This is a genomic window from Billgrantia pellis, from assembly GCF_008297955.1.
Classification (GTDB): domain Bacteria; phylum Pseudomonadota; class Gammaproteobacteria; order Pseudomonadales; family Halomonadaceae; genus Halomonas; species Halomonas pellis.
This window is the reverse complement of the sequence record NZ_VTPY01000001.1, coordinates 290471-305789: the sequence shown is the minus strand read 5'-3', so window position 1 is coordinate 305789 and position 15319 is coordinate 290471. Positions and strand designations below refer to the sequence as shown.

The following is a 15319-nucleotide window of genomic DNA, read 5'->3' as shown; positions in this document are numbered from 1 at the left end:
TTCAGTACTCCCATGCCAATGCGGCCAGCCCCATGTATTCATGGAGCGCCCGCTCGGTCTTGTTGAGCGCCTGACTGGTAGGCAGCCAGTAAGCCAGGTTCCATGCCATCCCGGGATTGACCAGCCGATGGGTTGGGGCCGCCACGGGATCGAGACCTACGGCTCGAAAATGGGCCATGGCCCTGGGCATATGGGAGGCGGAAGTGACCAGCAAAAGTCGACTGTCTCGATCGAGCAGGTCGCGTACCGCCTGGGCTTCACTTGCGGTGTCGGTAGGCCAATCGACAACCACCAGCCTCTCGGAAGATACGCCAAGCTCGTTGGCGGCCGCGGCATAAGCTTCCGCCACAGGGGGCAAGCCCTCTACCCGACTGCCTCCGCTGACCACCAAGCGGGCCTGGGGAAATTCCTGCAGCAGCTTCAACCCCTCGGTTAGCCGATAGAGTGAACTTTCGTTAAGGCGCGACAGGCTGGAGCCCCCTCGCTCAGGTTGCCAGCCTCCTCCCAGCACTACGATAGTTTCCACCCGCGTTTCGCTACTTGATATCCGCAACGGCGGGTAACGACTTTCGAGGGGGACCAATAACCGATCGGCCAGAGGACTCCAGGCCGCCAACAGTAGCATGACCGTAGCCACCACTCCCGTACCAAGCCCCACTCGCCGCCGGCCACTGAAGAACAGCAGTGCGGCGAGGCCAAGAAGGCTGAGAAAGAGGGGTAATGGCATCGCATAGACAGCAATCAGTTCCTTCAGAGTGGAGAACATGGAGCTCCTGTAAGCGAAGAGCGAAGGGCGCTGCCAATTCAATCAACGGCAAGCGACATGACCTCGGACAGTACCCGGCAAGTGAGATCCATCTCCGCCTTGGTGAGCGTGGGATGACAGAGAAACATCAGGCTGGTCTGACCCAGCTCCCTCGCCACCGGCAACCCCTCCGGCGGTTGCCAACCGGTTCCGTCAAAGGCCTTTTCCAGATAAATCTCGGAACAGGAGCCGCTGTAGCAAGGCACACCGCGGGACACGATCTCATCCATGATGCGATTCCGATCCCAGCCCTCCGTCAGCGCCTCCGGTTCGACGAATACGTAACATTTGTAGGCAGCATGCTGAATGTACTCGGGAGGCGTCGGCACCCGCAACCCCGAACACTGCCGGGCGGTATCCCAGATGCGTTGTGCATTGTGTCGGCGCTTCTCCGACCATTCCGCCAAACGCCGCAGCTGAAGCCTGCCGATGGCCGCCTGCATCTCGGTGAGACGCCAGTTCGTGCCGAAGTGGTGATGTAGCCAGCGAAAGCCGGGCGAATGCCGTTCCTGGTATACGGCATCCCAGCTTTTGCCATGATCCTTGTAGGACCACATGTGCCGCCAGAGGTCAGGGTCGTTGGTCGTGACCATTCCCCCCTCCCCCCCCGTCGTCATGATCTTGTCCTGACAGAAGGACCAGCAGCCAACCTTCGCGATGGAGCCGACACCGCGGCCCCGATAGCGCGCTCCGTGGGCCTGTGCACAGTCCTCGATCACCTCGATGCCGTTGCGCGCCAGTGCCATGAGGCCATCCATGTCGCAAGGCCACCCCGCCAGGTGAACCGCAATGATGGCCCGTGTGTGCGGGGTGATCTTGGCCGCAACGGTGGCGAGTGTGATGTTCTGGGAATCGCGATCGACGTCGGCAAAGACCGGCGTCGCTCCCACGGCAACGATGCAGGAAGCAGAAGCCATGAAGGTGCGGGAAGTCACGATGACTTCGTCACCAGGGCCGATGCCCAGCCCACGCAGCGCCAGTTCAAGGGCGACCGTGCCATTGCTGACCGCGATGGCGTACTCGCAGCCAGATGCCATGGCAAACTCCTGCTCGAATAGCCGCCCTTCGTCACCGGTCCAGTAGTTGACCTTGTTGGACAGCAGTACCTGCTCGACCGCTTTGGCTTCTTCCAGGGTGAAGGAGGGCCACGGGGAAAAACGGGTCTTCAACATAAGAAATGCCCCTTCTTTTATGAATGCCGACGGAAGTCGGCTACCTGTCGAGCTGCACCAATACCTTGGCGTCATAACGAAGCATCAAGAGGTCTTGCTGCCAGCGATCGAAGTTCTCGATCGCTTGCCCCAGGAGATATTCGCGAATCAGCCAATCGGGGTAATGGGCTCCTGCGGCATCGGCCAGCGGAAAACCGCCTCCGAAGCGAGGGTTGATTTCGAATGCCTTGATGCATCGAGTCACGGGCTGGTAGAAGAGCTGCACGGTGATGCAACCGCGAGCGCCGTTCAGTCGCTTGAGCCGCCTGGCAAGATAGTCGTACACGTATCCCCTGCGGGTGATTCCCTTGCTGACTTCACCGCCTCGAACCTCGAGTCGCTGCCTCGGCACGAGGCATCGCATACAGCCATGCCGGTCGTAGTAAGCGTCAACGGTATACTCGTCGTAGTCGTCGCCGATCGACTCCATGAAAATGTTTCGCTCGTCATTGAGCATGGAGCGGCTGAGGCGATCGGGTCCGGTAACAAGGAAGGCGCCCTCGCCGCTGCTGCCATCGTACGGCTTGCAGAAGCAAGGGAAGGCCAGGGCGTGACGTGGGTAGACCTCAGGCGTATCGATCCCGATCGACTTGAACACCTTGACGGTGAGTCGCTTGTCCCGGCAATACGCAATCAGCCTGGCATCCGAGATCACAGGTTGGCTCGATTCCTCAAGAAAACGGTATCGGTACCGTGAGAGGGCCATGAGTTCGGTATCGATCGTTGGGACGACCAGCCCAATCTGCTGCTCCCGACACAGCGCCAGTAAGGCGTCGATATAACCAGGATCGGACACTCGTGGTAAGTCGAAGCAAGCATCCGCCACTTGGCAGGCCGCAGAGTAGCGAGACGCGGTATCAGCCGCGAGCACCTTGGCCAGCGGTAGATGAAGGCTCAGCGACTTGCGGAAGGACGCCAGCAACTCGACGCGACGCCCTGCCGAGAGGAGGAGAACGTTGCACCGCATCATGGGTTTCTTTCCGATGACCGGGCATCGCAAGAGCCGCTGAAGCGCGGGGTGATCTCATGGCTTCTGGCGGAGATACCGTCACGAGCCAATACCTTGGCCACGGTCAGGAGGAGAATCTTGATATCCAGCCACATCGAGTGATGCTCGACATACCATACGTCGAGACGGAACTTTTCCTCCCAGCTCAGACGGTTCCGACCGTTGACCTGAGCCCAGCCGGTTATGCCCGGGCGTACCTCATGCCGACGGTACTGGCCCGGACTGTAAAGCGGAAGATATTCCATGAGGAGCGGCCGGGGCCCGACCAGGCTCATCTCACCCTTGAGCACGTTCCAGAGCTCCGGTAACTCGTCCAGACTCGTCGCACGCAGTGTCTTGCCAAAACGAGTCAATCGCCTATCCGAGGGCAGTAACTCGCCAGCGATATCGCGCGTATCGAGCATGGTGCGGAACTTGAACATCCGAAAGGGTCGCCCTAGCAGGCCAGGACGCTCTTGACTGAACAGCACGGGAGCGCCGAGCTTGTATCTAACCAAGGCGGCAATCGCGAGCATGAGTGGCGACAGGACGGTCAACAGGACCGCGGCAACACCGATATCGAAGAGACGTTTGAGCATGAAATCCCCATCTCCTTGAGCATGACCGCGTTGACCTTGCATACGTCGTATTTTCGTAGTGCCTGCTCCCGTGAGCGCTCCCCCATGGTGGCGATAAGCTGCGGCGACTGAATGAAGGCGCGCATGGCGTTCGCCAGCTCCGTGGCATTCCGGGGTGGCACCAGGTAGCCGTTTTCCCCATCGATGACCGTCTCGCGACAGCCAGGAGTATCCGTGGTAATGATGGGACGCCCCATTGATAGGGCTTCGAGGATCGTTCTGGGGATTCCCTCGCGGTAGAAGGAAGGCAGCACGAAGACGCTGGCGTTACCCAGTGCGTCGCGCACGTCATCCAGCTTACCTAGATACTGGATGACACCATCCTGCACCCAGCGATCGAGCTCCTGAGCGCTAATGGAATTGGGATTGCTATCGAGATCGCCGACCAACGTGAAAATAGTATCGGGGTATTCGGTCTTGAGGCGATAGGCCGCCTCGGCGTATTCGCGAATCCCCTTATCAACCAGTAGTCGAGCAATCAGAAGAAACACGACTTGCCGAGGGTAGGCACGCGGCATGAAGTGATCGATATCAACGCCGGATCCGTTGACGACCACGGACGGGACGGTTCCATTGATTATGTTCCGATCGCGAAATAAGGCCTGGTCATCAGGGTTCTGAAAAAAAACCTTGTTGGCAAAACGCAACGAGTGCCGGTAGAGATTGGCGGCAATAGTGCCAATGAAGCGTGTTTTAGCGGTTTGCCCATAACTGGAGAAGCAATAGCCCAACCCCGTAATCAGAGCAAAACGCCGGGGGCAGCGTGTCAGAACAGCAGCAAAAATACCAAATATAACGGGTTTAATCGTATAACCCATTACATAGTCAGGCCTTATGGCCCACATGAGACGTACGAGTTCAACCAACGTGCGCATATCGTGAAAAGGATTTATACCGGTGCGACTAAGATAAACATCATGTACTCTTGCCCCCATTTTCTCGAGTTTCATACGAGTCAGGCCGTCATTGCTGAGATCCGGTGCGGCAGCGTGTACTTCGAGTCCGCTACTGATCAGATCCGTGATGAGCTGGCCGCGAAAATTGATCAGCGATCCCGGTGCGCCGGCAACGATAAGAAACTTCATATTATTTTCTCGCCTCCATGCAGTCTGACCATACGTTATCGAAAGCGGCCACCATGCGGTCGATAGTGAAATGTTTTCTTATATGCTCCGCTGCGGAACAGCGACGCTGGGCCCAATGTGATGGGGAGCTTGCGCGTTCCTTGATGGCTTCATGAATGGCATCGGCAAGCCGCAGAGAATCTCGGGGAGGAACAACCCACCCCCATTTTCCGATGATCAATGACGTATCTCCCACGTCCGTACCGATACAGGGAGTCCCACAAGCCATCGCCTCGGCAATTACGTTGGGGAAGGCTTCGCCAAAGGAACTCGAGAGAACATGAAGATCGAGACTGTTCATGACCACCGGGATATCCGACCGCAATCCCAGCAATTTGACTTTTCCCCGAAGACCGAGCTCATCAATCCATGCAGCAAGCGTGCCGTTATCGGCAACGAGATCGGCCCCCACCAGTAGGCAGCGAAAATCCACACCGCGCGACTCAAGTTCAGCCAAAGCTCTGAGAAGATTTATATGATCTTTCTGGGCATTGAAGCGGCCTACCATTCCCAGGATGGGCAAATGCAACTCGTCATCAGATAGAAAGGTGCGACGGCATTCCTTGCGCTCTGCGTAGGGATAAAAGTCAGAAAGATCGAAACCGTTTGGAATCACGACCATCTTGTCGGATCGGTATCCAAGTGTCTCATGCACTCGTGCCGCTTCGCGTGCACAGCAGACGATCCTGGCGGGAACCGTCCCGGACAACGAAGCGCAAAGACGAGCAGTCAATATTGAAGAGCGTGAGCTCTTCCCCGATTCCAGTTCGGTATGGCGGATTCCCCAACAGACATGGCGAATCCCCGCAAGACGTGCGCAAATTCCACCAATAAGGTCCGGATGGTACATCCAGGTTTGCACGAGATCAGGGCGATAAGATCTTAGTAGTCTCCAAAGCGTCACAAAGCCTTTGAATAGTCCATCCCGGCGAGTGAATCCCAGCGTTTCGACAACGATGCCCTGCTCTTCGAGTCTCCTCTCTAGATCTCCACCCCCAATCATGGCGACGACGGTATGCTTGTTATTCTTGTCGCCCATGCATAGTCGGCACAAAGCCGATTGTGCACCGCCAGGGTACAGGCTCGTAATAACATGTAGAATATGCATGAGTGGACCTTACCTTCATGTCGTAAATGGAACCCCCATGACTAAACGGCTGGATCCAGCTCCCATAACTTTCCCATCCATTTGTCATAAATAATAGAAGAAAACCTACCTCGACCCGATGCATGGGCAAACGTTATTTCGCCAAAGTAAATAGCGCCATCAACGTTGTAAAGATCGACTCTGGCATGTGAAAAAGGAAGTGCTAGAAGTTTTGCTATCTCAAGCATCCTGTCGTATCCGGCGGGACAAACAGCACTGGTTTTCAAGCAGGGCTGCTTCCATGAAAACGGCAACCATTCGAGCGATTCATTAAAAAAAGAACGATGCAACATACCATGACGATCATAATCCATTTGCAGAATTACCGTCTGCTTTTTGCCATCGCGCCCATTAAATACATGGAACTTGTAATCATACGGATCAGAACCATCCGCCATACGAAGCTTACGTTCCACAAGAACCTTTGGCTTAATATGGCTGTACCAAGGCTCCTGCTTGATCTTTCCATAGTTTTCCAACAACTGCTGATTGATATTGCGGCAGATGTGATGAATTCTCTCATCGTTGTCGGCCGGATCGAGAAACTGAACGGGACCAGAATTGTGGTTGGCCTTAATCACCAGAGGCCCATACACCTCCAGTAGCTGCTTGGCTTGCTCTGGCGTGATCGTATCGCCCACGAAAACACTTTCAATGATGTACTCCTTCCCAATTATTTCCGCGACATATTCCTTGACGGCAACTTTGTCAGAACACGTAACGAACAGAGAATTCTTCCAATTTAATTTTCGGTAATTGACTTTTTGGTTATAGGTAACCGGATTCTTGAACTGAGGATAATAACCGGCGCGTAGCACGAAGGCTGCTCTTTCTCGAAGACCAACGGGAATAAATCGATAAAGTGTTTTCATCATGAACCCCACGCAAGAAAAATTCGCCTAAAGACAACAATCACTGACTTACCGAATAACGTTTGTGAAGAGATTCAAGAAGATCAAACGGCAGCAGCGATATTAGGGACCACTTCAAACAGAAGGCCAAGTCATCCTCCCAATAGAAAGACCGGCGAAGTTCGGAATTCTCCATAGTCGAATTGAGTTTCTTTTTCTCAACCCAAGCGTACTTCATCATTTTATTGGCATATTTTTTTAAAATCCCGATATCTCTTTCTTCGACATAGGGCTGCAAGTCGCCCACCATTTCATGGAACAGCTGCATCGAAGGAACGCTATTGCGAGAAACGAAGGAAGCATCGCGATAGGAAATAGAAGCAACATGAGGTGACCAGACCATGCGCTTCATTCTTGCTATGAGTTCAACCCAAGTATAGAGGTCGCCTGACCGCTCGGTACGCCCCTCCGGAAAAATGGAGTTTCGATAGAGCGAATCACGCTTTATAAGCATTGAATTGGTCCCCATGGCCCGCAACCCTTTGCAAGCGAACTCAAGGTAGTCGGACAAGTAAAGAATCTGTGGGCCCTGCGAGATAAATCGCTTTGCAAAAGGATCAAGCTTTTCCATTCCGCCCACCGCACTCATACGAGCGGCGCTGATAATGGGAATTTCCGGAAACTCACTGGCAATGCGCATCGACTGAGCGAGGTGTTCGGGAAACCAGGCATCATCGGCATCGAGCAGAGCGATCCACTTCCCCCGGGCTTCACTGATACCATGATTGCGAGCGGCATAACCTCCGGGGCCGGGTTGCGAACGGTGCAGCACACGGATTCTTGGATCATGAAATTCTGCCACCCTGTCCATGCTGCGATCACTGGATGCGTCATTGACGACAAGCAGCTCGAACTCCGTGTATGTCTGGTTCAGTGCTGATTCAATCGCTCGAGAAATATATTTTTCTTTGTTATATACAGGTACCACAATGGAAATGAGCGAGCGCATGATTATCTCCCTATACGCATGCAACGATTGATATCAAGAAAAGCAATCAGTGTTAAGCGGTGGCAGACCTTTTATAATAGGCATGCAATCCGGAGAACCTGTAGCAGAGTCCCACTCCAATAATCATCCACATGAGTCTTGCCGAATAACCTTTAAAAATAAAAGGCTCCTTGTATTCAGCAATGAACATGATGATCATGAAGACGAGCCAGAAGCTCTTGTAATGGGTGACGCTTAAGACACATTTACCGAGGTAGGCCACGAAAACGTAAAATGCGATAGCTACGGGAATGCCCAGTGCAGTGAACATGCGCATGTACCCAAGGTCCACGCTTCTTCTTAAGTCAAAATCACCGCTATGCACGCCCACTCCAAACAAGAGCTTAGGCCACTCGTTAGGAATATTGATCATTCTCGCCAAAGCGGCCGTAGTGCCTTCTTGCTGAACTCCCTCTACGCCTCGATATAAAAAGGTTATGGAATAGGAAAGGACGTTTTCAGGAAATAAAATGGCAAATACAGGGGGTACCGCCATGACGATTCCAGCGATAGAGGCGTATAAAAGAATTCGACGGAGTGATAATTTTTCCTTGGAAAGGATAAAATTTAGCATGTGAAACAATGCAATCCCAATGATTGCCACCACAATGCCGGTACGCCCAATAAATAGAAGCGAAGTAAAAATGGTCACTGAAGCGGTAATAAAATAGAGAAAACCTATCTTTTTCTTGATATATAGTGCCTGTAACAATATCAAGACCGTACCATGGAACAGCGACAGGTTAGCCGCTCCGCCGGAAGCTATCCCTCGAAGACGAAACTCCCTCGTCAGGTAATCGATGTTTGAATTCTCCGGCAGATAAAGCATTGACTCAACGAAATTGCGAAATGGCGGAAAATTATATTCTATCAATATGATCAACGAGTTGACGAACACGATAAACACCACGAGCTTGAAGCACAGAGTCAATACTTGGTCCATGTCAAGCGACTTAGTCATCAATGACAAAGCCAGCACATAACCTAGCAATATGTATAGAGCGACCTGGATCATGTATGTCAAAAAGGTCGTAGCAAACACCTCTGTATGAAAAATGAAGATGGTCAAGTTATATAAACAAAAGAGGCAAAGGCCGACAAAAGTCGACACTAGTGGAATTTGCTGTATGGCCTTCAAGGTTATAGCCGGATGCGCTCCCAGGAATAGAACAATCGACAACATCCCACCGTGGAGCACGGCTGCTCGCAAGTCGAAATAAGGGCTCAATAGGTAGAGGTAAAGGAATAGCGTCAGCCAACAAATGTGCGCATAGGTGACCCCATGTATATAACGAAGCCCACCGCGAAAGCTATCTACATCGGCAGTTTTGGTCGTGTACTTCACGGCGTCCACCTTCAGCATGTCTGTAGTCGATAAGCTTCCGAAACTACCCGCCACGAACTTGATGTTTCCCATCAAGCTATGGCGGGGCCGTCTTATTTATAGGAATAGCTGTAATAACCGTAGCCATAACTAATGGCTGCCGTCTTTTCGATGGCGTTTAGAATGCATCCCTGAACATGGACACCCGTATTTGCCAGACGACGTGCAGCAACCTTGACTTCTCTTACCGGATTGACGCCGAATCGGGCGACGAGAAGTGAGGTTCCGGCAACCTTGCCAATGATGGAAGCGTCGGTAACCGCCAGGATGGGGGGTGTGTCGATGAGCACGAGGTCATAATTCTTACCCACCTGGTCAACCATGTCAGCGAAGCTATGGCGCATCAGAAGTTCCGATGGGTTAGGCGGCGCCACCCCTCGAGTCATGTAATGCAGGCCGGGTACATCCGATCTTCGGATCGCTTTTTCAACTGGAAGCTTGCTAGAAAGGACTTCCGACAAGCCATTCTCCGATTTGTCATTGAAAGTAAAGTGCATATTACCTTTGCGCATATCCGCGTCTATAACGAGCACTCTCTGGCCTGCTTGAGCGCAGACGAAGGCAAGGTTAATGGTAACGAAGCTTTTCCCAATACCAGGACTAGGACCCGTAATCATGATTGCGTTATTGCGCGCGTCCATCATGGCGAAGTGAAGACTGGTGCGGAGTCCGCGTATGGCCTCGACCGCCATATCCGTCGGGTACAACTTGGCGAGAAAGCTACCAATGGCATGTTGGCTTGTCTGGTTATTGCGATACTTGATGCGCTTTACCAGTTTCATCTGGTCGGCGGAACGAGGAACCGTAGCGTAGACAGGCAATCCTATATCTTCGAGCTGTTCAGCATTCTCTACGCCTTTGCTTAGGAAACCGCGTAGCAATACCCAACTGACGGCCAGTAAGCATCCTACCAGGAGTGAGATAATGACGATCAAGGCGGATTTCGGTTTTATCGGGCTTGACCGGGTCATGGCAAAATCAATGATTCTTACGTTGCCGACTGTTGCGGCTTTCGCAATGTTGAGCTCCTGCATACGATTCAGGAGTTGAACGTATATCTGCTGAGTGACTTCTACATCGCGCGTCATGCGCAGGATTTGCTGCTGGGTTTCCGGCAGGTTGCTGGTACGCTGTTCCAGGTTGGCACGCTCGCGCTCGAGCTGTGCCCTTTTTTCCAGTAAGGCGGCATAGACAGGGTGGTTGGGTGTAAAGCGACGCGACAATTCGGATTCCTGCATTTCGAGATCGTTCAAGCGACTCTCGATATCCACCATGCCTGCGAGCATGTTACGTGTCTCTTCGGTGAGATCCACGCTTTCTTGCTCCATCCTGTAGGCATTGAGCCGGTTTTCCGCCTCCACCAATTGCTCGCGTACTTTCGGCAATTGCTCATCCAAGAACACCAGACTGTTTTCCGCTTCGGCGGCCTGCCTGGCAATATTTTGAGCGAGATAGACCTCGGTAATCGCATTGAGAGACGATTCGACCTCATCAATATCAGGCCCTGTCAGGACCAGTTGCAAAACCCCGGTATCTCGATCGCCTTTCTGGCTTACGACAAAACGGTTCCTGAGATAGTCGATGGTGGCCTGCTGACTCCGCTTGCGGAGTGTAAACTGGGCTCCAGGCGGCGCCTGAATTTCGCTTACGTAAACTTCAACCCAAGGATAACTTGACTCGGAGCGCTCCCCCGGCCGGCCAAACAGCAACTCCTCACCCTCGGGCCCCAGTATCCGATATCCGCTTTCCTCAACTTCAAGCGTTAGCGGCTTGTTTTCAAGCTCAGGTGCAACACTCAATGATTCGACATAGATGTGTTCACTTCCCCAAATTTCCGGCCTTCCCTGTGCGATATCGGGCCGTGGTATATCGTAACGGATGATCGCATTGCCTATGACCGGAAAGACAACAGGGCTCACGCTGATATCCAGCTTCTGCCTATTGGCGGCCTGTCCGACTATGAGTCGTGATTGGAGTATTTCAATCTGGGCTCCGGTAATGGGTTCCTCCTGCAGCAGCATCGCTGCAATCTCATCGGCCCCCGTTCTAGGCCCCGTCTTTTCGACCTGCACAAGTGCATCGCCCTGATAAATAGGTGTTGCCAGCAGCGAATATATGACGCCAGCCGCCCCGAACAGAAGGGTTAAGAAAATGATTTTCCATTTGTTATCGACAAGCATGCCCAGCATGCGGCCCAGGTCAACGTTCTCTTCCCCAGGAGGCATGCTGGCGGCCGGCGCCGAGCCAGATCCGGTATTCATTACCGGACTATTTGCACTCAAGCTATTCATCGTCAGTCATCCCTCTGAACACGCGCGTTGATTAACTCTCACTCATGCCTCAATCATGGCGGGCAACAATTTCTTAAGCAGCTCAAGAAATGTGCCCGCCAATGACAAGAGCTCCGACAGTTTAGAGATCGCCAACCTCGTTGGAGGTCGACGCCACATTACCGGGCAACGAGATGGATGGCAGAAGCAGGCTAATGACATTGTTCCAACGTGCCAGCGGTGCCGATGTTACGTAAACCACATCATGCGGTTCGAGAGGGAAATAGGAGCCCATATTGAGCGCTACGGCGTTTGAAATGTCGAGCTGGTAGACGGTAGCCATCTTCTCACTTCCCGGGGGATTACCACGAATCACGAATATTCCTGAAGGCTCCGCCCTGGATTCGACAACACCACCCGCGCGCCCGAGAGCATCAGTAAGACTCATACGCTCCCTGCCGGTTGTAATATTACCTGGATTTCTTACCTGACCCATTACCGATATATTTTGATTTTCGGCGGAGGCCACATGAAGCACATCACCTGGCTGTAGGAGAGAGTTGTGTGTAAGGTCCCCTCTCTTAAGCATTTCGTAAAGTGAAAGAGTTCTTTCCTGACCGTTGCGTGTTAGCGTGATATTATGCCAGTTCGCATTTTCCGTTGCTCCGCCAGCCGCACTGATCGCATCCAGGATAGTCAGCGGAACATTCGTGATAGGCTGAGCCCCTGGCGCATTGACCTCACCGCTCACGTAGACTTTCTTGGAGTGAAACGCAGCGACTCTGACCTCAACTTGAGGTTCTGTGACGTAGGTTGCTAGACGGCTGGTAATCATTTGCCGGATTTCGCCGACAGTACGCCCCTCGACCTTCAAGTTACCGATATAGGGGTAGTAGATGGTTCCGTCCGAATGAACGATGTTGCCTGACTCTTCTGCGCTACGCTCCCCACCCGCCGGAATGGTAAGTTCTGGATGCTCGTAGACAACAATATTCAGTACGTCACCAGGGCCGACACGATACTCATAATTTTCAAGTTCATTGGCTAACTCCGGTGTGACCCCTTGTGCCTTGCTGGTGCCGTTGTCCGTGCGATATGTCGATATCAGTTCGGGGGTGATCGACACGATGTCCACTTGCTCATCCAAGGACACTTCCTGGGCTTCATAATCTATATGTCCCCCAGGCGCAAGGGCACACCCACCTATCACTCCCAATGGCAGCAGCGCAACAGCGAAGCAGGTACCACGTGTCAACTTGTTCATTATTTACTCCCTTGCTTTCGAGACATTCCGCGTGCTCTTTCCGATTTTTCCTAACGCATGCGATCCCCTGATAGCAGACGGACTCTAGGGTTACTGCATGGCTAGATCCGTATCCTTTTCCTGCTCCCCTTCGCCAGCTGATAGCCTGGGTCACTAACCGACCAGCACCAAGTTACAGGAATAAAATCATACTTACACAACATTACATAGAATACGAATCTGAAAGAGCATGGATTTTTTCATCCATGAAGGTTGAGTCGAGGTAAACCCCGTACTTGCGACCATTCATGCGGTACTTGAACAAGTTTTTGTTATTTCAAGATTTTCTACCGGCTGAAAGACGATCCCGCGCGTTTCGCACGTTCACTGCAGACTTGCCTTCGCCAGTTTGCCGGCTGCATTGTCCCGCCAGTATGAAAAAAATAAGCTATCGAGCATTGTTGGGCTCAGCGAGCGCATTCATCTCGACAACTCATTCCTCCTACTTCTTCATAAGCCTGCCATCAACAATACTCAACGACTTTAAGGGGAGATATTAGCTCTCAATGAGAGAATATTACTGATTCGCTCGGCAACAAAGCTCGTGGCTGCGCTCGTTAGATGTTGACCATCACTGTAATAAGACCACGTTTCGTTACTAAGAACACACCTGACTGAACAAAATATTTCGCGAGGCTCCAACACTATGATCCGGCGATTTTTTTCCAGCGCATTAAAAACCGAAACTGCTGAATTCAAGCTTTCGTTATTAATTACTTCCAGCTTCCGCAAGCCGAACAGATAAGTTTCTTTCGTAAGCCTTATAGAAGGTTGCAATCCCTTAACTCCAGCAACTCTTGGATGAGGGCCGACTATAACGACTTTTTCTGAATATCGTAAAAAGTGCTCTACCGTCTGGTTCAAGAAGCCAGACCATCTTTCATAAACATTTTCACCAGCAGGGAAATTCGTGACCGAATCCTCATACGATTCCCAGGCTTGAGAAATCACGACATAATCGTAAGTCTTAGCTGAGTTATATAAATCATTCCTTATATCATTGCACGATATGTCTGCGTATTTGTCATTGAAATCCACCCCTTTTAAAAGTACACAGCCACCCCTTGTTACTGTATCCACCTCGTCTACATCGAAGTCGAGGGCAATACTAATTGGCAAAACGTATTGTTGCAATACAGAGTCACCAACAAACAATGCCTTGCTGCTTTCACTTTCTGAAACTTCAAATCCACGTTCATAGTGCTTATGAAACGAGGAGGCGTGTGACGCACTTACCTCCAACGCAAAAGGATTTAACAATTCAAACCTCTCTGGCAAGCCATTGGTTTTAGCGATAACCGCACCAGCGGCCGCTAAGGCAGGGATCGAAAAACAGAGCAGGCCCACTGTCACAATAGATTTTCTTGAAGCGATACGTGCAATATTTCTGATGGGTTTCTCGACATACTGGTACGTTACCAAAGCCAAGAGGGAAGATAACAAAGCTACAGTCATGAATAACGCACTGGCTGGAAGCTTAAAGTCAAAGTAAGAGATGAACGACACGATCGGTTGATGATATAAGTATAAAGGGTATGAAATTAACCCTACGAAGACCAGCGTTCTGTGGGACAAAAGTCTTGTAACCCACCCGGTGTTAGGGAATGCAATAATGAGCGCAACACCAAGACAGGGGAATAGTGCATTATATCCTGGGAAAACCGTATTTTCATCATAAAGAAAAACTGGCGCAGCCATAAGCACCAAACCAAAGTAACTTATACTTTTCTTGACTTCCTCTCTCACGTTCTCACTGCTGGCTTTCGTCAATATCAGTGCCGTGAGGGAGCCGATCAAAAGCTCATTTGCCCGATATTGAAGCAAAAAGTATGCTTTGCTACCATCATTATTAACTACCGAGATGGCTATTATGGTTGTCGTAACAAGAGCCATGGCAGTCAGGGGTATCACCGAACCATGCGACATCTTGAATGCAATCAGCAAAAAAGCAGGCCAGATAAGATAAAATTGCTCTTCGACTCCAAGTGACCATAAATGCATCAAAGGCTGGTAAGCAGCATCTTCAGCGAAATAGTCCACACCTTGAGCAAACAATATATTGGCCGCCCCAATGGAAGAAAAAAACATCTCCTTTCCAAGCTTATCGAATGATTTATTAGTGTAAAAATAGAAACCAAAGGAAGCGACTATCAAAAGCGTGATAATCAAGGATGGAAGAAGCCTGGCAATCCTTCTCTTGTAAAAACTCAGGTAGCTAAATTTTTTATCCTTAATTTCACTACAAATCATTGTAGTTATAATATAGCCACTGATAACAAAGAAAATATCAACTCCTACATATCCACCCGGAAAAACAGCCAGCCCCGTATGAAAAGCGATTACTGAAAGTACCGCAAAAGCTCTTAGGCCATCTATATCTTTTCTATAAGTCATTATTATTTATCCTGCGACGGTAGTATATTGCTTTTGTTTCGCAGATTAGGCAATAGGCACTCACCAGCGGCAAGGGCTTCCTCAGCATGGCTAATGGGAACAAGGTGAGCCGATAAAGGAAGACGCCAGGTTGGATGGATCTTCCGGTAATTAACT

At 51.3% G+C, this 15319-nt stretch carries 12 protein-coding genes; all 12 read right to left on the bottom strand.

Going from position 1 to position 15319, the window contains the following annotated elements:
- Window position 1: 1 nt before the first annotated feature.
- Complete coding sequence (locus tag F0A17_RS01450; protein ID WP_149326559.1) at window positions 2-766, bottom strand: YdcF family protein; 765 nt, start codon at window positions 764-766, stop codon at window positions 2-4.
- 38 nt (window positions 767-804) lie between these two features.
- Complete coding sequence (locus F0A17_RS01445; RefSeq protein ID WP_149326558.1) at window positions 805-1977, bottom strand: DegT/DnrJ/EryC1/StrS family aminotransferase; 1173 nt, start codon at window positions 1975-1977, stop codon at window positions 805-807.
- 40 nt (window positions 1978-2017) lie between these two features.
- A complete protein-coding gene (locus F0A17_RS01440) occupies window positions 2018-2986 on the bottom strand; it encodes an ATP-grasp domain-containing protein (protein WP_223111485.1) in 969 nt (322 codons plus the stop codon).
- Entirely contained in the window at window positions 2983-3603 is a 621-nt protein-coding gene (locus F0A17_RS01435; RefSeq protein ID WP_149326557.1) for a sugar transferase, read from the bottom strand. The genes F0A17_RS01440 and F0A17_RS01435 overlap by 4 nt, the downstream gene beginning before the upstream one ends.
- Complete coding sequence (locus F0A17_RS01430) at window positions 3558-4727, bottom strand: glycosyltransferase family 4 protein (protein ID WP_149326556.1); 1170 nt, start codon at window positions 4725-4727, stop codon at window positions 3558-3560. Before F0A17_RS01430 ends, F0A17_RS01435 begins: the two co-directional genes overlap by 46 nt.
- A 1-nt stretch (window position 4728) precedes the next feature.
- Window positions 4729-5874, bottom strand: coding sequence for a glycosyltransferase (locus F0A17_RS01425; protein ID WP_149326555.1), 1146 nt, complete (start codon window positions 5872-5874; stop codon window positions 4729-4731).
- A gap of 41 nt (window positions 5875-5915) precedes the next feature.
- Entirely contained in the window at window positions 5916-6788 is an 873-nt protein-coding gene (locus F0A17_RS01420) for an ATP-grasp fold amidoligase family protein (RefSeq protein WP_149326554.1), read from the bottom strand.
- Window positions 6789-6825: 37 nt separating this feature from the next.
- Window positions 6826-7773, bottom strand: coding sequence for a glycosyltransferase family 2 protein (locus F0A17_RS01415; protein WP_149326553.1), 948 nt, complete (start codon window positions 7771-7773; stop codon window positions 6826-6828).
- 52 nt (window positions 7774-7825) lie between these two features.
- Complete coding sequence (locus F0A17_RS01410; RefSeq protein ID WP_149326552.1) at window positions 7826-9175, bottom strand: hypothetical protein; 1350 nt, start codon at window positions 9173-9175, stop codon at window positions 7826-7828.
- A gap of 74 nt (window positions 9176-9249) precedes the next feature.
- A complete protein-coding gene (locus F0A17_RS01405; RefSeq protein WP_228716768.1) occupies window positions 9250-11487 on the bottom strand; it encodes a polysaccharide biosynthesis tyrosine autokinase in 2238 nt (745 codons plus the stop codon).
- Between the two features lie 121 nt (window positions 11488-11608).
- On the bottom strand, window positions 11609-12730 hold the full coding sequence (locus F0A17_RS01400) for a polysaccharide export protein (RefSeq protein WP_149326551.1): 1122 nt from the start codon (window positions 12728-12730) through the stop codon (window positions 11609-11611).
- A 522-nt stretch (window positions 12731-13252) separates the two neighbouring features.
- A complete protein-coding gene (locus tag F0A17_RS01395; protein WP_149326550.1) occupies window positions 13253-15163 on the bottom strand; it encodes an acyltransferase family protein in 1911 nt (636 codons plus the stop codon).
- Window positions 15164-15319: the final 156 nt, after the last annotated feature.